Origin of the sequence: Nostoc sp. 'Peltigera membranacea cyanobiont' 232 (genome assembly GCF_002245985.1) — a bacterium.
GTDB lineage: Bacteria > Cyanobacteriota > Cyanobacteriia > Cyanobacteriales > Nostocaceae > Nostoc.
Map to the genome: position 1 here is coordinate 1 of NZ_NOLK01000173.1, position 16,366 is coordinate 16,366.

The window sequence follows — 16,366 nt, forward strand, 5'->3', positions numbered from 1 at the left end:
CTCAATGGCGATCGCAGTATTACATCAAGGACAATTGCCTATCCCATCCCTGAACCTTCACTGTTCAATAGCTTTAAAATCTGTAGTGCCTATTCCGCATAGCTTAGAGCTTTTCTTAGTGCCATTCATGAAGGTGGCAAGAGTATCAACAACGGCATCAGAACAACCGCTTACGGAAGAGGAATCACTTGATAAAGAGTTTGATTCACTGACTTCTGACGAATGGGAGCGATTGAAGAGATACGTGCCAACGCCAGAAACTAGGGATTTGGTAGCAGCGTAAGGAAAAAGGTGGGTCTTGACAGCCCACCTCCTCAATAAAACTATTTAGCTTCATAAATAATACCAATGGAAACCACAGAAATACTGAACCAGTTCAACTCCTGCTATTTAAAGATTCAGGCGATCGCCCAAGATGAAAACTGGCTCAAGTTGATTGCGGACAAGAAAATTGATCCAGAAGCGGCAACACACTTGGGTGATGTTCTGCACTATTTGGCTGAGGCAATGGGTTGTCTGGAAGAAGTCGTTGAAGTCAAGTTCAATCAGGAGGCAAAATAATGCAACCAACAATAACCATTCCACACGGTTGGAAATACCCCCGCTTCACTTTAGGACAACGTATAGAACAAGGAATGATTATCGGCATGAAGTATTACCCAAGCGATAGTCTTTTAGCTTATGAATACGATGAAAGTTGGCGTTATTTAGTCATACCTGACATGAATTCTATTGAAGAAGAGAATCACTTAGAAAACGAGATTAAATTGCTCAAACCCCAGGAATTGAAAACACTTCTAGAAGCAGAGATTAAAAAGCGACTATATCAAATCGAGGTGCTGAAATACGAGTTAAAAGCAATCTCCGGCATTGTCATACATAACTAAGTTGAACACTATCCAGTATCAACGCAATTTTTAACAACAACAACGCAATTATGGAAACCATCAAAATCAACAACAGCGTTTTTCTCATCCCACCTAGCCAACCTAAACTACAAGCGAATTGCGCTAAGGAATACGGTCAATTCCTTCTCGATTGTCCTCCAAAGCTGACGATTCTTGAAGCACAAGCAGGAGGATATCTCAAAGGTAACAAGGCTGACTTTGCGATCGCAATTTCTCGTCCTGACCGTGCATTGACTATCAACGAGAACTTCACCAACGAACCATTCACTGAACTGTGGGTGATTCCGGTGGCTGGCGGACTCAAAGACCAGTTCAAGGGCCCAGCCTCCATGCTGCTTAGTTTTCTGATCCACCGCCGCAGTAAAGATAATTTCGCTGGATTGTACAACCACTTCGCCCATCGTGCTTTCCAGCAGTGGTGTGAGGAAGGGATGCCGGGAGATCCCAAAGAATTCTGTTATCAGGCGATCGCTTCGGTACTGAAAAATTACATTTTCTGCGCCGAGTTTCAGAAAGTGGAAGGGACATTAGGAACATACTGGTTTATTCAGTGGAGCTATCGCAATCCTCAATCTGATTTTGAGAAGGATGCGCTAGAGGCAGCAGAGATGATTCGTAGCGGTGCAGAATCTGGGGCAACAGTTCATTGGGTAACAAACGAAACTTACGAGCGATGGGCTAGTAATGCTGTCACTGCACCAGCATTACCCCCGGTTTCGGAGACTGAGGCGAGGGCATCTCTGCAAGGACAAAATCAGACAGCAATGCCGCAAGTTAACAAGCGGTAATTAGATACTACAACGGCGATTCACCTTTGAGTCGCCACTACATAAATTAGCAGCAAAATCAACCAATGAAAATCGGTACTGTCTCAGTTAGTTATTCGAGAAAGTTTAACTTAGGCAATTATGAATCAATCGAATTGGGCTGCTCACTTTGGGCGCAAGTGGAAGATGAAGAAGATGCAGACGGTGTGGTTCAATTTCTCTATCATCAGGCAAAAGCATCAGTCAAAGAGGCTGCAATGCCTGTGATTAAAGCTAACGAATTTCAAATTACCAAAGCCAAATCTCAGCGCAAAGTGGCAACGGATGAAGGTGTTGCAGAAATAGATAATTTTTGAACAAATCCAACATGAAACAACTAACAGGTTTTATTCCCATCGCAGCATTACCTGAATCTACTGCGGCTTCTGCTAAACAACAGCTAATAGAAACAATTGAATGGCTTTACAAAGAAGGTGCTGCTACTGAAACCAATCTCAAACTCTTGACTGCAATTGTCGAATCGATTCTTTGCTCGGAAGAGTCATACAGCAGATTTTTGCAGTGTGGTTTTGATGCAGCCATTGAGTTTTTCGATACCAATTCTCAGAACTGGGAATTTGAAGAATCAATCTCATCACGTCATAATCCTAGAAATTGGGATGAGTACAAGCAGGTACAACAAATACGGGCTTTGTTGTCAACAACCCGGACTGTCACTGATTAAGGTAGAAAATGGGGACTATAAGATACAGCCCCTATCGTAAAACTGTACACAATGAATTACAAAGTAGAGGAAATAAGCAGATGAACCTTTGGGAAAGAATGGATTTAATTGCATTAACAAATAAACGCTTTCTAGGAGACTTGGATGATTTCATTTTTGATTACAGTGGCGGATGGATGATTAAGCTTTTGTATCTGATTAAAGTGAATGTTGCTCTTTGGTTCGGATGGGAGTCGGAGCCAGAATACAACGATTGGCATTGGGGACTGGGGTATTTTGACAGCGAAGTAAGCTCATCGTGGGATACTCCTATTGGAGCTTGTGACTGGTCAGAAATCTGTACTCCTGTAAGCTTTCTAAAATGGCAATATGGCATCGGCGAAAACTCAAATTATTAATCAATAATAGGCTGTTCAGCCAAGGATTAAAAATGTCCAATCTTCCACCAATTAATTCAGTTGTCAAAGTCATTAAAGCACTGACAGAAAAAGACCCAAGATTAGGGCAAACAGGTACAGTAATCCAGTATTCAGGACACGGGATGGTTTGCGTTCATTTCCCAGATATGCCGCCTGGTGGAGGAATTTTTTTCAATTCGCATCATTTACAAATCATAGAGTCATAGTCAAGATTATGCCGAGAAAATCCACTTACCCCGCCACTACCGACCAGTCATACCAATGCTTACAATACCTCCGACGCTGTGGAGGTAGCGCACGGTTGTGCAGTATTAAATTTAGCCTGGGAGTGATTCAAGGCTTGGTAAATCAAAGAAAAGTAAAAATTACCAATACAGGTGCAGGTTTCTATGTCCAGTTGGAGGATATAAAATGACTAATCACAAACAAGTTGTTTACCAATCTCAATTAGACCATAAGAGTAAATTGGTTCTTCGCCGCCGTACTAGGAGAAGATTCAACCCCAAGATTTTCGTTGATCGCACCATAGAAACAATTGCAATTGTCTCTCTACTCTTGACTGGCTTTTCGGGAGTTGGAGCAATGGCTTGTTGGGGGCTGGAGATTATTGAGATAAATGCTAATTCCAACATCATCATCTCTGGGTGGCAGCAACAGAAAAGTATTTGCTTGGGTGTAATGCTGGTAAGTTTTTCTGCCTTCTTAGGAAGTTCTCTAGTCGGAGCAAGTTTTAGTATTCAACGGGATAAATTTTAGGGAGAGAAACGGACAATGGAAATCAGATTAACCACAGCAGAGATTCGGACTATATTGCAGGGTTGTCAATATACGTTGCAAATGGTTGGAAGCAGTAAGGATTATCGCAGGCTTCAATCGTCAGAGCATTTTTCTACATCAAATGATGTGGTATTAAACGATGCTTTCAATGTTTTAGGAGAAGTAGTAGAGGCAATTGATCAGGTGGAGCAATTTAATCGACAAGGAGAATCAAGTCATGGAACAGGAAATTAAAAATGCACTTGGCTTAGGTAGTCCTGAACTTGTGATAGAGTCAAAACCAAAACCTGAACCAGAACCTGAACCAAAACCAACAGTAACGATTTACGACTTTGGCGCTTTGTTATCAAAGCACGAACCACCCAAAAAGCAAAGATGAATACAAAGCAATTGATTCTCAAATCTGCCATTGGAGTTTTCGCATTCTTCACTATTTTGAGTGGCTCTCTCCTGGTTTTCGGGCAAAAGAAAACCAATCACTTCAACATCACAATACCTGCAAGCACAGCGAGGCTGGTTTTTTGTTTCAGCATGATGGGAACTGGACTGACCATGTTTATCGGTAGTCGGATTGAGGCAGCGCAATTTGAAGAATCACTGAAACCCAGACCTGTTCCCACTCCCTGCCGAGGTTGCAGGTACTTTCACGGGGTTGTCTACAACGGCGTAACACTCAATTGCACTGTTCACCCCAGAGGCTGGCAAGGTGATAAATGCCCCGATTGGCAAAGCTTTCACTATCTAAATAAGGAGTAACAAAATGACATTGACTTTGGATAATCGCTCTCGAAACAAAGAATCGTCCTTAACTCAAGCATTACGGCAGATACAACAGCTAAACTCTAAACTATGTGCGTTCGCAACAGAATTTGATTAGTGCCATCGCTGAAATCTGTATTTCTCCAATGCAGGAAGTACAGGCGCTGCGGATTCTGATCTATCGGGGAGAAGCAGGTTGTCGGCAGTACTTGCGATCGGTGCTAGTCAAACAGAGGAAGAATTCTTGAAGAGGCAAGGGAGAAGAAGAATTACTCAAACATAATTCTCTTTTCTCCCTTCCCTTTCCTCCCTTGTTCCCTTATCACTCGACCAGATTCTCTTCAGAAGGAATCAAACCCAATTGATGACGGGCAAGAGTTCCCTGAACGTGAAGCGCAAATCCTTTTTCCCAAAACAGTCGATGCATTTCTGACTCATTCCATCCTTCCATTGCTTGAATCCGTTTTGCTGCTTCATACAACGGCTCTGGAATAGAAACTGCGGTCTGAACCATTTTTGGTGTAGTTTTCTTAGGCATTTTCTGATCACAAGGAGATTTATATATAACTTTACCCCTATAGTTAGATGTTTTTGTTAAAAAACCTTCCTCAAATAATATCTTATCTACAGGGGTATAGATAGTATATTTGTGCTACTCTAGAATCGCTTTGACGTTAAAGGTCGTCTATATGCCAGAAATCGAATCACTTCATGACTTTCTAGGTAAACATCCTATGTACCATCGGCAGTTAGCCGAGTTAATGGGAGTGAAAACCTGCACAGTAGATAGATGGAGTAATCAAACTAGACGAGTAACTGAACGCACCTTAAAAGAACTCAATCGGTTACACCATTTGCTTAGTCAAAATCCACAACTTAGAGAACAATACGTTAAATCAGTGAACAGTAAACAGTTATCAGTTATCAGTTATCACAGTAACAGTTAAGGGATTTGACCCACTAACTGTTACCTACCACTTTTTAGAAGTAGGGGACTTTAACCCAAGGATAAAAAAAGCATTCTTTACTGATAACTGATAACTGTTAAAACTTTGTCTAAAATATCTTAGCCATGAAGCTTGCGCTCAGTCAAATATCAAAAATATTCATTAAAAACTGTACTTTGTCCAGTTCTTTTTAAGATCGCACAAAAGAACTGGACAAAGTACAGTTCAAACTATTGCCCGTCATAGTACGGGTTTTTTATTATGTGAATATCAAATGTATCAATGCTGTATTTGGCAACAAACACCGTTTTAGAAGGGCGAACAATAAAAAGCGATCCTTCTAAAACAAAGATCGCACAAACTAAAATTACTTACTCAGATTATATGGCAAACAACGGGTTTGACGCGCTCAAAGAAGCGTTACAAGGAAGCGATCAGTTTAACTTGCATCAGTTAGATAACGGAGGACTGGTTTCATGATTGACCTTGTAATTGCAGGACTAGTGGGAGCAGCACTTGCTCACTCCAAAAAACAGACTTTTGAAGGGAAAATGGAGAGTTTACATCAGGATTTACAAGTAGGGAAAATCTCTATGCCCAAAGCACAATCACGCTATAAATCACTGATTGACCAAGAAATTGACAAGGTAAAAGCTAGTGGTATTCCAATATCCCCAGAACTAAAATTAGCATTCCAAAATGGACTTGATTACAAGAAGTTAGCGAGAAAAGTTGACCCTGATACCTACAATACTCTCAATCAAGCTTATTGGTATGGTGAATGGTAAATAGAGTGATGAATCTTATTTCTTACCAAAAAAACTGCTTTTTTGCTAACATTAATTATTTAGAGAACTGCAACGTTGCAACATTGCTCATTTACGTTGCAGGTATCAAAACCTCAATTTTTGGCAAAATGTTGCAGCAACTCTTGCAACATTTTGCTCTGGTTATTCTGATGAACAACAAAAATCAAGTCTCAAATAGACCGAAAACAGTAGTTTTTTTAGTTTTTGATGATGGAGTAAAAAGTAGGTGCAACCGTGTTGCAGTCACCGACAAAAATGTTGCAGAAGGCAGGTGCAACAATGTCGCGGACTGATTTACCTGAGATTTTGCAATACATCAAACAAGATTCTAAAATCCGCGATGCTTTTTTGGATAATTTACTATCAAGAGAACAATGGGCGAGTTTTTTAGGATTTCATCGCACAACTCTTTGGAGGTGGGAAGAAAAAATTATCAACGAAATTCCACCACTCCGATTCAGTTATTATGAAAACTGCCGAGGAGTCCGAAGTAATTATTTAGATGCTTACCAAAGGTTTTTATTAGCAATTATTTATTTATTGAAAGGGGAAGAAGTCGAAAAAGGTATTAAGAACAATACTCAAGTCAAAGAATTTCTCAAAATGAATTTCATGCATTTACGTCGCAAAGATTTTGAACAATGGAAGGAGAATCAGTAATGTTTACCAGAAAACAAGTAATCGAATATTTCAGCGATCGCTACAGCGATGGGCAAGTGATAGAAGCACTCCGAATCATGCGTGACCACGGGGCAGATGTTGACCCCGAAGGTGATGAGTTTAGCCCAGATATTACAGAAGAGTTGGAGAAAGTGTTTGAACTGGCTGGTGCAGCAGTCAATAACCATTTGCACCTGCCAGCATCAGAACAAGAAGCATCAGCGATTCAACAAGCAACCAATATGGCGGCTAGTATCATCCCGAACGTCAATCATCAGATGATGGCGGGGATGATTCGGGTGGTAATGAATGGCGCGGTAGCCCAAGCCAATGCAATAGCAACATTAGAAGCAAAGGTATTTCAGAGGGCGTTAGACCATAGCAGAAGTGCAGTTGCTAATTCTTTCCTTGAGCAAACACAGTACAGCACTGAATACTTGCGTTCACTCTCAGACAACGATGGACAAATAAACAAACTGCTTGCTGGTTATGGTGTAGAAACAGTAGACGTTGATGCGTTTTTGAGTGACGTTAAATCCCTTACGCCTCAAGTCAAATCTGATGTAGAGAATTTCTTGTTAAAAGCCCCTGCTGATAACACTTTTAGTATTGATGCTTTTTTAGAGGATATGGGGCAATGAATACTACCAGACTTTGGAGGAAGCACAAAACATCAATTGTATTTGGCACGTTAATTGGGGCATCTTTGGTTTATTCCTCTGGTGATATTCAAAGGAATATGGGAGCAATTACTGAAATTAAGCAATCCATTGCTCAAAACTCCAAGCAACAAACCATTCTGGAGCAACAACTTGAATTAGAGAAACAACAAGCGGCTATTGCTGATTCCAGGTATGAATCTGGATGTCTGCCAATTGTGGCCACAGTCTACCCTCATAAATACGTGACGATTGTTCAAGGAAAGGTAATCTTTGACCGGATCACACTGAACCCTTTACCGAAAGGAACTGTAGTCTGTGATGCCAACGGTAATACTGGTGTGATTGCTGATAGGGGAGAAGTGGAGGCGATCGCTTTTACAGGTAACAGAGATTTAGTTGCCACTAGGCTTAAACGCTTTCGCGGTGGTACATACAGCCAGCCGATAGATTCAGGAGCAAAATGAATTTCACAATGCCCAAAAATCAGAATGGACAAGCAAAAACTAACTCCTGGCTACGGCTTTTATATTGGGGGTTAGTAGTAGCTGGCATCTGGTTCGCCTATTTGAACATTCAGCCTTATGAAAGAGCAGTATCTTTTTTAGGAGCTAAAGCCACCAGTAGCGCATTTATTTCTCTGGTCGCTTCAATCCCTCTGCTCAACGGAATTGCAGCAATATTTTCAAAGAGTCTTTCTTGGATACTCGGAGCAATACTTTGGAGCGTAATTCAAATTATTGAAATACTGCCCCTGATTCTCTACAACAATGAAAAGTTTATAGAGAAGATTGTTACCGAGGCTGATGGGCGTTCCCGCTATCACGAAAAAGATACTGATGATCCCACTCTCAAAATGCTCAAACGCACATACAATCATCTTCCAATCTCTGTTGTCAGCAACTTAGAGGTATTGAAAATCTTTACTTACACAGTTGATTTCCTGATTTGCCTTACTGTTTATTCACCAGTTGAGAGTGGTAAAATCTCAGACTTAATATTTATTTTGGCGACAGGGCAGTGGGGGAAATTGGACTACGGTAATTTGGCACTGGCGCTGATTACGTTGTTTGCAATTGAGGTAATAGTTTCGTTAATCATTTGGGTAGGTAAATTGTCTTACGCTATTAAACCCTAGCGAGCAATAAGTTAAGTCCGGGAGCGTAGTCTTCACCCGGATTTCTCCCTTACTCGCTTAAATACTAGATTTTTATAAAAAAATATGAATATGACACGTTTTGATATTAATAAGACTCAAAGAACCCCGGAGCAATGGAGCGCGATCGCTTTTAAGTCCACTACCGAAAACAACATTCAATGGAATATTGCTCTTGGGTTGATTGTGGCAGCAGTTGCAGCTTCGGCCACCTCGCCCCTGACTGGAGCGCTGATTGCCGGATGGACACTATATAGTAGTTTTAAAAAAGCCAAAGAAATTCAACGCAATCAAGCAGCGATTAGAGAATATGGCTGCATTGCTCATATTTTGTCCGGTGATGACTTTAGGGCATATATACAGCAAGTGGGTAAGGATGATATAGAGCGAGAGTTGCATTTTGCTAGCAGTCAAGAATACGCTTTTTCAAACGCAGCAATCGATTATATTGAGGATGCATCACAATCTAGTCAATCATTAAATCAACCATTCTTCTCGCTAACTTCTTCTAATTCCCTGCAATCCACATTTCTCTCACAACAATCTAATTCGCATTCTACTGAACTGGCAGCTACTAATACATCATCTTCAATTCACAATCCCACACACGTTATAGATATAGTTCGAGAAATTGCTTCACCTATTCGGAACTGCATTATTTTTGGGATTGGTGGAAGCGGTAAAGGAATGCTGGTTGCTAATGCTTTACGTCGAATCAAAGCCGAAAAGCCAAACCGCAAAATCTTTTATATTGACCCCAAAAATGAACCATCTGAATATGGTTACACAGAGGGCGTAGTTGACGTTGTTCGGCGTAAAAAATGCAAAAATGAATCCCCAGAAAATATTTGTAAATGGATGGATGAAGTACTTGATGGAACTAAGGAAGAAATAGGTTACATCGAATGGGCTAATAATCAAGAGGAATCTTTATTAGTTATTGACGAAGGTTCCACCCTTGGAGATGCGGCTAAAAAATGTCGAAACGAGCGGATTGGCACATTGATTTTACATATTTCTTCACTTGGTGGTTCTAGCAAGGAGAATGTTTGGCTACTTGCTCAATCTCCTTATGTTGGGCCACTAGGATTAAATTTATCAGCTACTAGCCAAATTACGGCAGTTGCCATCATTTCAGACAAGAATACTAATGTTTTAAAACAGTGGAAAAAATCACCGATTCTCGAAATGATTGATTTAGAGAGAATAAACACTTTAATTAAAGCCTCGCCTTGTAACCGCGCTGTGTTCTTTGGCGGTAATTCCACATGGGGTGCAATGCCAGAATTGCCTAATTACTCTGCTCTTGATCGGGACAACGATAAACCAACAGGAGATTCATTATCAACCGAACAACGGCAACAGTTGAGAACATTTACTGCCATACAAAGAAGTCCTTCTCAACAGATGATTGATAAATTGGAGCGTACACGACATCTAACACTTGAAGATTTTATCGTTAAAGAATTGGGACAAAATGACCGTGCCGATGAATTAAAAACAGCAATTGTTACACTTATCCGCCAAACTAACCATCAAGGATTAATTTACAAATTTCAAATTGATGTTTGACTGATGTTAATTGCAACACAACTCTTAAGAAAGGGAGATTTTATGAACATATTCCACTATTCTAAAAATCCCTACTTCTTTTCGTAAAATGTGCTTGAAAACCTTGATTTTTCGTTTTTATTTCTCAAATCAACTTAAGTTTTGAAGCACAAATCTTATTAGTGGGATAGGTTCATTCACTTCTGTCTCGAATCTCATTAATTATTGAACCAATTCGATTAACATAATGCGTAAACCCATAATGCGTAAATCTGTAATTTCATTTGAATATGCTAGCAACTGGTCAATTACTTGCCGTCGTGTCTATAAGCTGCAACCGCGCTGCACTAATAATCCCTGGCACGGACGCGCTACTGTTGTACATCACATCAAATATAAACGCTCTTTCTTGCGCCGCTTTTTGGGAATTTTTTTACTGCATTTCCCTGTTGCAAGCGTATCTGGTTACGAAATTCCCGGCTGGGATTGTGTAGGGGTATGCTCTCGTTGCCATCATAATTACTACGGTAGAAGTAGCAGCCCTACCTCAGTTCACTACCATCAAGTCTGGGTACAAAGGGGTGGATTAAATAATCATCAAACTTGGATTAAAGCCACATCTCTACGAATTAAATTTTGCTTACTTGCATTAACCCGTAGTTGATAAATATTGGAGGAATTTTAGTTATGTTGGCTATATCAGTTTTCGTGTTTGAGTCTCAACAAGTCCGATTCATCGGCACACCAGAAAAACTTGAGTGGGTAGCTGCTGATATTGTTGCTATTTTGTATCCCCAAGCAGACTCGCGTAATTACTCCAACTATCTGGGTAAAGTTCCTGCTGCATGGAAGGATCATAAACCAATTATGACCCCTGGCGGAAAGCAGAAAATGGCAACGCTTTATGAACCAGGGCTGTATTATTTGATTGGACGCTCTGACAGTCCAATTGCTGTGCCATTCCAGCAATGGTTATACGAAGATGTTCTTCCCTCTATACGTCGTACCGGGAAGTATGAAATACCACAGCCGGAGCAACAACAAAATACTAAACCCACACTCGATGAACTCGTGAACTTTGGGCAAAAGATTTTGTCTGGTACAAGGCTTAGTGCAGAACTCCAAACCATCACTATCCTTCGAGGTGTACAAGCGCTGTGTCCCGAAATAACCCCAATGGCACAGGAGTTGGTCGGAGCAATCCAGGAAATTGAAGCGACTCCCAACAGACACTTGTCTCCAACTGCAATCGGCGAATTATATGCCGAACGTCTTGGACTACCCAAGCCCATAAAACCTCAGATAGTTAACCAGGTTTTGGAATCTGCTGGCTTGCAAACTAAGGAGGTTCAAATCAAAACAGACACGAATGGTAAACAAAGCCACAAAAATATCTGGCATTTGACTGAAAAAGGTAAACTTTGGGGAACCGTGACACGGGATAAAGCCCGGACTCATGACAAGATTGTGGAACACGTTCGCTGGTTGCCAGATGTTCTTGAAGTAATTGATTTGAGCGTAGAGGAGAATTGAAAGTATTTGATGAGAACGATTGGAGATCGCCTTTATTAAGCAAAGGCGATCGCACAATTTGTATTTTGGACAGCCAGGCAAGACAAAAATACACGAGTTACCGCATTAGTTTTTATGAAAAGTTCAACTTATAGCTTCAGTTCGTTATAATTTGCTCTTGATGAAGTAAAATCGCATCAAATCAATCCAAAACATTTTTACTACTTTTAGAATTGGGATTATCGGTATCTTAACTTGAAGAGCTTGTGGCATAATGAGCAATATTACCACGAGAGAAAAATTCTTGTTGAGGTAGATTGAATGCCTGTTACCTACGAACTCAGAGATTATCAACATCAGTGGATAAAAGATATTTGGAATTCTTGGGAGAAAGGTAATAGGCGGGTGCTTGCACAACTCCCTACAGCCGCCGGGAAAACGGTATGCTTTGCACATATTTCTCATAAATTATTTGAACAAGGAAAGCAAGTTTTAGTCATTGCCCATCGGATTGAGTTGATATCTCAAGCTGCCGAAAAGCTCTCAGAAATTATCGGTGAACCAGTTGGGATTATCAAAGCAGGTGTTCTGGCTAATCCCGAACGGAGAATCCAAGTCGCTAGCGTTCAAACGTTGAGCAGACGAGAGGTATTAGAGTTGCCAATGAACATTGGACTTTTGATATTAGATGAGGCGCATCATGCAACTGCCTTATCTTATCGGCGATTAATTGAACATTATGAAAGTGCCCAGATATTAGGTGTAACTGCCACCCCCCAGAGAATTGACGGTCAAGGTTTTGTTGATTTATTTGATGATTTGGTTATTGGCATTGACACTGCTCAATTAATTCAGGCTGGGTATTTAAGTAAGTTTCGATTATTTGCAACGAATCAAACTATTTCTACTCTTGGAGTTGCAAAGTCTCGTGGGGATTTTAGAGCCAAAGAGTTAGCGGTTGCCGTCACTAGCCAGATTGGGGTTAGCGAAATCCTTGAGAATTACTTGAAATATGCACGAAATCTTCGTACAGTTATTTTCGCCTGTAGCTTAGAACATTCTCGTGCCCTGGCTGCGGAATTTTCTCGTAATTATATTAGTGCCGAACATTTGGATGGGAAGACTCCCCCACAAGAGAGATTAGAAATATTGCAGCGTTTTCGCAATGGTACTACCCAAGTAATTACTAATTACGAAATCTTAACCGAGGGCTTTGATTGTCCTAATATTGAGTGCGTTTACTGTGTCCGTCCGACTGAAAGCTCTACTATGTGGCTGCAAATGCTAGGACGAGTTTTAAGAACCTACACTTTAAAACCAACTGCGGTGATCATTGACATTACCGATAATTGGAAAAAACATGGACTTCCTGATGAAGCCCGCAAATGGAGTTTATTGCCTGAAACTATATCAGAAATACAAAACAAAGGCTTAATCCAATGTGAGCATTGCACCCATATTTTTAAACCGCTTGCTGAAGAATTAGCTAAAATTGAAGCCGAAGTTGACAACGATGGAGTGCTGATTCAACATCACCAAGCTATTTGTCCAAGCTGTGGTGAAACGATTGATTTTACAACTATTGAGAGTCCTGCAAAGCCAACTTTTAGCAGAATCCGACTTAGACAGGGTTTTAGCCTTGAGCTTACAGAAATTGACCTTTCTGTTTCTACTTACAGATTAGACTTAGTTACTGATGAGCTGAGAAGGCAAGGTTTACGGGGTGCGAGTCCCACTAAAATTTATAGCGCCATTTTCATCGCTTTTATTGAAAATATTACTAGATTTACTCTTGGAGATTGGCGCGAAATCGTTAAAATTGTTGAGCCATCACAATCAGCAATTACCAAAAAAGCATGGGAATTGTATAAAGAAGCTTTTGAGCGGCATAAGAACCGCATCTTGGCTATGTCTTTTGTTGAACAGAAAAAGCTAAAACAACAAGGCAGTAGCAATGTGGCGACTAATCTAACGACAATAGAAGCTCTTGGGCAGTTGGAGAATAGTATATTCTGGGAACCAAAATCACAGGAAAAGTCATCTAAGTTCAAAAAGAATTTAGGCGATAGTTATTTTAAAATGAAGTACAAATCACAATGGAAAAAATCTTTAACTTACTGTTCAATGCTAACAGGTGATTTTTTAAACATAAATGCTGGACTATTCCATGTGGAAACTAAAGATGTATATGTAAATATCTGTATTGAGGTTAGAGAACTTCCTGGGCTGAAATCCAAACTAACAGAGATTTGTGATCCCGCAGAGATTGAATATGCTTTTACTCAAGGGTTTGGCAAGCTTGCCAAGATCATGTTCCGGTTAAGTTGATTCCCAATGTTAGGTCATAATTGAATGGCACGCTTAAAAAGCGCTAACCCTTGATATTACTGCTTTTTGGATCTGGGGCTACAGGTTCGGCTGTAAAGAATTAAGAAGAATTTGCCGGCGTTTCACACTCGTCCCTTGAAAACTATTTTGATTCATGCTGGGCTGTGTGAAAAGCCATCTGCCAGAAATTATGTTCAAATTTTGCTACCATTAAAAAAGATTCTTCAGCTTGTTTTTGAATATCTTCCTGTGCCGTTTCTAAAACCTCATCAGCTTGCTGTGACAAAAGTTTTACATATTTTGTAAAATCACTATTTCCCCATCTTTGTGCAAATTCATCGTAAGGTGCAGGCATCTTACCTGGTAGTTGCCAACCTTGATTATAGGCTAATTCAATAGCCCAAAATGCAGTTGCTTGTACAGGATAAGGCTTGTCTGCAAGACTCTGCATATATTCACAGTATTCTCTACAGGTTGGTTGTTTTTTTATATTAAGATTCAGTTGTCGTTGGGTAGCTTTTTCTTGAAACCAATTAAGTTCGTCTTTAAGAGCTGCCAGTCCTCCAAGTATGACATCAAAATGTTGTGGAGGTGCGCTGGCTAATACTCGTCCTACCATCCTCGTAAATTCCACAACAAACAGATAATCTTGCATCAACCATGTATTGAATTGCTGGGGTTGAATTATACCTAATTGACACTGTTCTAGGAAGGGATGCACAGTTGCTTCTTGCCAATCTTGAGCGTGATTTTGTAAAAGAAGTTTGCAGGTAATAGTCATTTTGGCTCAATAGGTGTTTCGGGGAGATGGAATGGAGAAGAACAGACTGCTAAGATCCTAACGGTTCTACCTCCTACTGAGGTGACATCTAGCACGATTCATGCAGACTGCTCAGAGGATTTCGATTTCGAGTTTGACGAACAAGTATTTAGACCAGTCGCTTGCATCGGTTGCTCTAACTATCATGGGGTGAAGTCCGGTGAACATTTTTTAGTCTGTGGTATATATCCTTTGGCATATTATGATGATGAGAATCGTCCAGACTTTATCAATCCATAACAACTGGCTAAACCGATATTTTGTGGCTCAAGTCATGGTCAGAATCATGACTTTTTTCATGAGTGATTGTGTCAGATATTTCTACAATAGTTGTATCTCATCAGATTGATATTGAGATTTTAAACCTCAAGTATTATGTCGAAACACAAACTAATCCCTAATCATCACAATACCTTTCATATATGTAATTAGAAAGATATCGCTAATTTCTAAGTACTGCTGGAGATTTCTGGAATAATCATTATGCTTTGTGTAGTCAAATTACAATTCCAACTCAAACATTAATTGATGTTTTCATCAACTGAAGAGGGACTCATGATTAATCGGGCTATAGACATAATTTTCGTAGATTCCTTTGCCTTTGTAATTAATATCACATTTGGAATACTGCTTCATACTAAAATATGCAATTATTCCTGGGAAGGGAAAACACCCTTTAATTCTAAACCTGAAGAGATTGGCTCTAATCCATCTATTTCAACGTCATCTTCTGAAGATATACAGTAGAGTCTGTTTGAAAAGTCCAAGATAGTTATAATTCATCATTCTGAACAAAACGAAGTGAAGCGAATAATCCCAATTTTTCGTTGGAATTGAGATGCTTTACTTCACTGCATTCAGTATGCCAAATATACTTTTCAAACAGACTCTAACTTCATGAGGCTCTTGAGGCAGAGGAAGAGGAAGAAATAAGTGTATAAGGGATTTCCAACTAAAAAAATATTCCATCGTTGTGTGTGCAAAGGAGGCTCTTGAGGCAGAGGAGAAAGAATCTGCCACTATGAAAATGGGATAATTTTAAGCCGAGCGAAGTCGAGGTTTTATTTTCTGGAAGTCCCTAAGTAATCTCTAACGCTCGTAAAAAGTACTCAAATTTTGTCTCTTTACTCCCTCTGCTCCCCTGCTCCCCCAGCAATCAGAAAGCCTATTTCACAAGGATCTCACTTTTTTGCGTTGCTCCCAGTGTGGGGAGTGTGGGAAGGAATTGAGAATGGGTGCATAAAGCGATCGCTTTATGCAACGCAGCACCTCCCACACCTCCCACCCGATGAGTGAGAAATTCGGGCAATCTGGTTCAGACTATAGCCAATGCTTGAATGTTAAGCAGTTTTTCTACTACTAACTGCCAGTTTTCTCCCAGATCCTCGTCCCTGCATCATCCGTCGCCAGTGCGCCCCAGCTTATCCCTTGATAATCAGTTATATCAGTTATAAATGACTAACTCCCCATTTTGAACGGGGTTATTATACACTCATCTAAATTACTGGAGTCAAAGGCATGGTTGCAATCAGCGGACTCTCTGGCAATGAAATCTTTTGTCTTCGACAAC

General features: G+C 40.3%; 28 protein-coding genes and 1 pseudogene. 27 read left to right on the top strand and 2 right to left on the bottom strand.

Annotated elements, in window-relative coordinates:
* From CDG79_RS33740 to CDG79_RS44350, 14 genes and pseudogenes are all read left to right on the top strand, one after another.
* Positions 1 to 283 (top strand): annotated as a pseudogene (locus CDG79_RS33740) (hypothetical protein); the annotation flags it as partial.
* 65 nt (positions 284 to 348) lie between these two features.
* The gene (locus CDG79_RS33745) at positions 349 to 561 is read left to right on the top strand and encodes a hypothetical protein (protein ID WP_094346004.1); all 213 of its coding nucleotides are present in this window, start codon (positions 349 to 351) and stop codon (positions 559 to 561) included.
* Positions 561 to 887 carry a hypothetical protein gene (locus CDG79_RS33750; RefSeq protein WP_094346005.1) on the top strand — a complete coding sequence of 109 codons (327 nt, stop codon included), beginning with the start codon at positions 561 to 563 and terminating at the stop codon, positions 885 to 887. Before CDG79_RS33745 ends, CDG79_RS33750 begins: the two co-directional genes overlap by 1 nt.
* Before the next feature lie 50 nt (positions 888 to 937).
* Positions 938 to 1,696, top strand: coding sequence for a hypothetical protein (locus CDG79_RS33755; protein ID WP_223278503.1), 759 nt, complete (start codon positions 938 to 940; stop codon positions 1,694 to 1,696).
* Between the two features lie 65 nt (positions 1,697 to 1,761).
* Complete coding sequence (locus tag CDG79_RS33760) at positions 1,762 to 2,031, top strand: hypothetical protein (RefSeq protein WP_094346006.1); 270 nt, start codon at positions 1,762 to 1,764, stop codon at positions 2,029 to 2,031.
* An 11-nt stretch (positions 2,032 to 2,042) separates the two neighbouring features.
* The gene (locus CDG79_RS33765; protein ID WP_094346007.1) at positions 2,043 to 2,399 is read left to right on the top strand and encodes a hypothetical protein; all 357 of its coding nucleotides are present in this window, start codon (positions 2,043 to 2,045) and stop codon (positions 2,397 to 2,399) included.
* An 80-nt stretch (positions 2,400 to 2,479) separates the two neighbouring features.
* Positions 2,480 to 2,797, top strand: coding sequence for a hypothetical protein (locus CDG79_RS33770; RefSeq protein WP_189525224.1), 318 nt, complete (start codon positions 2,480 to 2,482; stop codon positions 2,795 to 2,797).
* A 32-nt stretch (positions 2,798 to 2,829) separates the two neighbouring features.
* On the top strand, positions 2,830 to 3,024 hold the full coding sequence (locus tag CDG79_RS33775; RefSeq protein WP_094346008.1) for a hypothetical protein: 195 nt from the start codon (positions 2,830 to 2,832) through the stop codon (positions 3,022 to 3,024).
* Positions 3,025 to 3,032: 8 nt separating this feature from the next.
* Entirely contained in the window at positions 3,033 to 3,233 is a 201-nt protein-coding gene (locus CDG79_RS33780; RefSeq protein ID WP_094346009.1) for a hypothetical protein, read from the top strand.
* Positions 3,230 to 3,574, top strand: coding sequence for a hypothetical protein (locus CDG79_RS33785; RefSeq protein ID WP_094346010.1), 345 nt, complete (start codon positions 3,230 to 3,232; stop codon positions 3,572 to 3,574). The genes CDG79_RS33780 and CDG79_RS33785 overlap by 4 nt, the downstream gene beginning before the upstream one ends.
* Before the next feature lie 15 nt (positions 3,575 to 3,589).
* Positions 3,590 to 3,829 carry a hypothetical protein gene (locus CDG79_RS33790; RefSeq protein WP_223278504.1) on the top strand — a complete coding sequence of 80 codons (240 nt, stop codon included), beginning with the start codon at positions 3,590 to 3,592 and terminating at the stop codon, positions 3,827 to 3,829.
* Complete coding sequence (locus CDG79_RS43005) at positions 3,813 to 3,974, top strand: hypothetical protein (protein ID WP_189525225.1); 162 nt, start codon at positions 3,813 to 3,815, stop codon at positions 3,972 to 3,974. Before CDG79_RS33790 ends, CDG79_RS43005 begins: the two co-directional genes overlap by 17 nt.
* Positions 3,971 to 4,351 (top strand): hypothetical protein, encoded by a 381-nt coding sequence (locus tag CDG79_RS33795; protein ID WP_094346011.1) that lies wholly within the window; start codon positions 3,971 to 3,973, stop codon positions 4,349 to 4,351. The genes CDG79_RS43005 and CDG79_RS33795 overlap by 4 nt, the downstream gene beginning before the upstream one ends.
* 95 nt (positions 4,352 to 4,446) lie before the next feature.
* Positions 4,447 to 4,602, top strand: coding sequence for a hypothetical protein (locus CDG79_RS44350; RefSeq protein WP_223278505.1), 156 nt, complete (start codon positions 4,447 to 4,449; stop codon positions 4,600 to 4,602).
* Between the two features lie 74 nt (positions 4,603 to 4,676).
* On the opposite strand, the gene CDG79_RS33805 is transcribed toward CDG79_RS44350, so the two are convergent.
* Entirely contained in the window at positions 4,677 to 4,892 is a 216-nt protein-coding gene (locus CDG79_RS33805; RefSeq protein ID WP_094346012.1) for a hypothetical protein, read from the bottom strand.
* Between the two features lie 151 nt (positions 4,893 to 5,043).
* Here CDG79_RS33805 and CDG79_RS33810 point away from each other — a divergent pair, with 151 nt between their 5' ends.
* From CDG79_RS33810 to CDG79_RS33865, 12 genes are all read left to right on the top strand, one after another.
* The gene (locus tag CDG79_RS33810) at positions 5,044 to 5,301 is read left to right on the top strand and encodes a hypothetical protein (protein WP_094346013.1); all 258 of its coding nucleotides are present in this window, start codon (positions 5,044 to 5,046) and stop codon (positions 5,299 to 5,301) included.
* 282 nt (positions 5,302 to 5,583) lie between these two features.
* Positions 5,584 to 5,781 carry a hypothetical protein gene (locus CDG79_RS33815; protein WP_094346014.1) on the top strand — a complete coding sequence of 66 codons (198 nt, stop codon included), beginning with the start codon at positions 5,584 to 5,586 and terminating at the stop codon, positions 5,779 to 5,781.
* Positions 5,778 to 6,089, top strand: a complete 312-nt coding sequence (locus CDG79_RS33820; protein ID WP_094346015.1) for a hypothetical protein — start codon at positions 5,778 to 5,780, stop codon at positions 6,087 to 6,089. Before CDG79_RS33815 ends, CDG79_RS33820 begins: the two co-directional genes overlap by 4 nt.
* Positions 6,083 to 6,403: a hypothetical protein gene (locus tag CDG79_RS33825; protein WP_143855654.1), complete on the top strand. Its 321-nt coding sequence runs from the start codon at positions 6,083 to 6,085 to the stop codon at positions 6,401 to 6,403. The genes CDG79_RS33820 and CDG79_RS33825 overlap by 7 nt, the downstream gene beginning before the upstream one ends.
* A complete protein-coding gene (locus CDG79_RS33830; protein ID WP_223278506.1) occupies positions 6,366 to 6,770 on the top strand; it encodes a hypothetical protein in 405 nt (134 codons plus the stop codon). The genes CDG79_RS33825 and CDG79_RS33830 overlap by 38 nt, the downstream gene beginning before the upstream one ends.
* Entirely contained in the window at positions 6,770 to 7,411 is a 642-nt protein-coding gene (locus CDG79_RS33835; RefSeq protein WP_094346018.1) for a hypothetical protein, read from the top strand. Before CDG79_RS33830 ends, CDG79_RS33835 begins: the two co-directional genes overlap by 1 nt.
* On the top strand, positions 7,408 to 7,896 hold the full coding sequence (locus tag CDG79_RS33840; protein ID WP_094346019.1) for a hypothetical protein: 489 nt from the start codon (positions 7,408 to 7,410) through the stop codon (positions 7,894 to 7,896). Before CDG79_RS33835 ends, CDG79_RS33840 begins: the two co-directional genes overlap by 4 nt.
* Before the next feature lie 8 nt (positions 7,897 to 7,904).
* Entirely contained in the window at positions 7,905 to 8,567 is a 663-nt protein-coding gene (locus CDG79_RS33845) for a hypothetical protein (RefSeq protein WP_189525226.1), read from the top strand.
* Positions 8,568 to 8,657: 90 nt separating this feature from the next.
* Positions 8,658 to 10,157 carry a hypothetical protein gene (locus tag CDG79_RS33850; protein ID WP_094346021.1) on the top strand — a complete coding sequence of 500 codons (1,500 nt, stop codon included), beginning with the start codon at positions 8,658 to 8,660 and terminating at the stop codon, positions 10,155 to 10,157.
* 226 nt (positions 10,158 to 10,383) lie between these two features.
* Positions 10,384 to 10,800: a hypothetical protein gene (locus CDG79_RS33855; RefSeq protein ID WP_094346022.1), complete on the top strand. Its 417-nt coding sequence runs from the start codon at positions 10,384 to 10,386 to the stop codon at positions 10,798 to 10,800.
* Between the two features lie 23 nt (positions 10,801 to 10,823).
* A complete protein-coding gene (locus CDG79_RS33860) occupies positions 10,824 to 11,669 on the top strand; it encodes a BRO-N domain-containing protein (RefSeq protein ID WP_094346023.1) in 846 nt (281 codons plus the stop codon).
* Positions 11,670 to 11,969: 300 nt separating this feature from the next.
* Complete coding sequence (locus CDG79_RS33865; RefSeq protein WP_094346024.1) at positions 11,970 to 13,976, top strand: DEAD/DEAH box helicase; 2,007 nt, start codon at positions 11,970 to 11,972, stop codon at positions 13,974 to 13,976.
* A 142-nt stretch (positions 13,977 to 14,118) separates the two neighbouring features.
* Here CDG79_RS33865 and CDG79_RS33870 read toward each other — a convergent pair whose 3' ends face one another.
* Positions 14,119 to 14,757 carry a TenA family transcriptional regulator gene (locus CDG79_RS33870; protein WP_094346025.1) on the bottom strand — a complete coding sequence of 213 codons (639 nt, stop codon included), beginning with the start codon at positions 14,755 to 14,757 and terminating at the stop codon, positions 14,119 to 14,121.
* Between the two features lie 81 nt (positions 14,758 to 14,838).
* On the opposite strand from CDG79_RS33870, the gene CDG79_RS41650 reads away from it, so the two are divergent.
* On the top strand, positions 14,839 to 15,036 hold the full coding sequence (locus tag CDG79_RS41650; protein ID WP_143855656.1) for a hypothetical protein: 198 nt from the start codon (positions 14,839 to 14,841) through the stop codon (positions 15,034 to 15,036).
* Positions 15,037 to 16,366: the final 1,330 nt, after the last annotated feature.

Bases quoted from the DNA above. Each gene is read 5' to 3' on its own strand.
- CDG79_RS33745 (WP_094346004.1), top strand. From the start codon at position 349: ATGGAAACCACAGAAATACTGAACCAGTTCAACTCCTGCTATTTAAAG.
- CDG79_RS33750 (WP_094346005.1), top strand. From the start codon at position 561: ATGCAACCAACAATAACCATTCCACACGGTTGGAAATACCCCCGCTTC.
- CDG79_RS33755 (WP_223278503.1), top strand. From the start codon at position 938: ATGGAAACCATCAAAATCAACAACAGCGTTTTTCTCATCCCACCTAGC.
- CDG79_RS33760 (WP_094346006.1), top strand. From the start codon at position 1,762: ATGAAAATCGGTACTGTCTCAGTTAGTTATTCGAGAAAGTTTAACTTA.
- CDG79_RS33765 (WP_094346007.1), top strand. From the start codon at position 2,043: ATGAAACAACTAACAGGTTTTATTCCCATCGCAGCATTACCTGAATCT.
- CDG79_RS33770 (WP_189525224.1), top strand. From the start codon at position 2,480: ATGAACCTTTGGGAAAGAATGGATTTAATTGCATTAACAAATAAACGC.
- CDG79_RS33775 (WP_094346008.1), top strand. From the start codon at position 2,830: ATGTCCAATCTTCCACCAATTAATTCAGTTGTCAAAGTCATTAAAGCA.
- CDG79_RS33780 (WP_094346009.1), top strand. From the start codon at position 3,033: ATGCCGAGAAAATCCACTTACCCCGCCACTACCGACCAGTCATACCAA.
- CDG79_RS33785 (WP_094346010.1), top strand. From the start codon at position 3,230: ATGACTAATCACAAACAAGTTGTTTACCAATCTCAATTAGACCATAAG.
- CDG79_RS33790 (WP_223278504.1), top strand. From the start codon at position 3,590: ATGGAAATCAGATTAACCACAGCAGAGATTCGGACTATATTGCAGGGT.
- CDG79_RS43005 (WP_189525225.1), top strand. From the start codon at position 3,813: ATGGAACAGGAAATTAAAAATGCACTTGGCTTAGGTAGTCCTGAACTT.
- CDG79_RS33795 (WP_094346011.1), top strand. From the start codon at position 3,971: ATGAATACAAAGCAATTGATTCTCAAATCTGCCATTGGAGTTTTCGCA.
- CDG79_RS33805 (WP_094346012.1), bottom strand. From the start codon at position 4,892: ATGCCTAAGAAAACTACACCAAAAATGGTTCAGACCGCAGTTTCTATT.
- CDG79_RS33810 (WP_094346013.1), top strand. From the start codon at position 5,044: ATGCCAGAAATCGAATCACTTCATGACTTTCTAGGTAAACATCCTATG.
- CDG79_RS33815 (WP_094346014.1), top strand. From the start codon at position 5,584: ATGCTGTATTTGGCAACAAACACCGTTTTAGAAGGGCGAACAATAAAA.
- CDG79_RS33820 (WP_094346015.1), top strand. From the start codon at position 5,778: ATGATTGACCTTGTAATTGCAGGACTAGTGGGAGCAGCACTTGCTCAC.
- CDG79_RS33825 (WP_143855654.1), top strand. From the start codon at position 6,083: ATGGTAAATAGAGTGATGAATCTTATTTCTTACCAAAAAAACTGCTTT.
- CDG79_RS33830 (WP_223278506.1), top strand. From the start codon at position 6,366: ATGTTGCAGAAGGCAGGTGCAACAATGTCGCGGACTGATTTACCTGAG.
- CDG79_RS33835 (WP_094346018.1), top strand. From the start codon at position 6,770: ATGTTTACCAGAAAACAAGTAATCGAATATTTCAGCGATCGCTACAGC.
- CDG79_RS33840 (WP_094346019.1), top strand. From the start codon at position 7,408: ATGAATACTACCAGACTTTGGAGGAAGCACAAAACATCAATTGTATTT.
- CDG79_RS33845 (WP_189525226.1), top strand. From the start codon at position 7,905: ATGCCCAAAAATCAGAATGGACAAGCAAAAACTAACTCCTGGCTACGG.
- CDG79_RS33850 (WP_094346021.1), top strand. From the start codon at position 8,658: ATGACACGTTTTGATATTAATAAGACTCAAAGAACCCCGGAGCAATGG.
- CDG79_RS33855 (WP_094346022.1), top strand. From the start codon at position 10,384: ATGCGTAAACCCATAATGCGTAAATCTGTAATTTCATTTGAATATGCT.
- CDG79_RS33860 (WP_094346023.1), top strand. From the start codon at position 10,824: ATGTTGGCTATATCAGTTTTCGTGTTTGAGTCTCAACAAGTCCGATTC.
- CDG79_RS33865 (WP_094346024.1), top strand. From the start codon at position 11,970: ATGCCTGTTACCTACGAACTCAGAGATTATCAACATCAGTGGATAAAA.
- CDG79_RS33870 (WP_094346025.1), bottom strand. From the start codon at position 14,757: ATGACTATTACCTGCAAACTTCTTTTACAAAATCACGCTCAAGATTGG.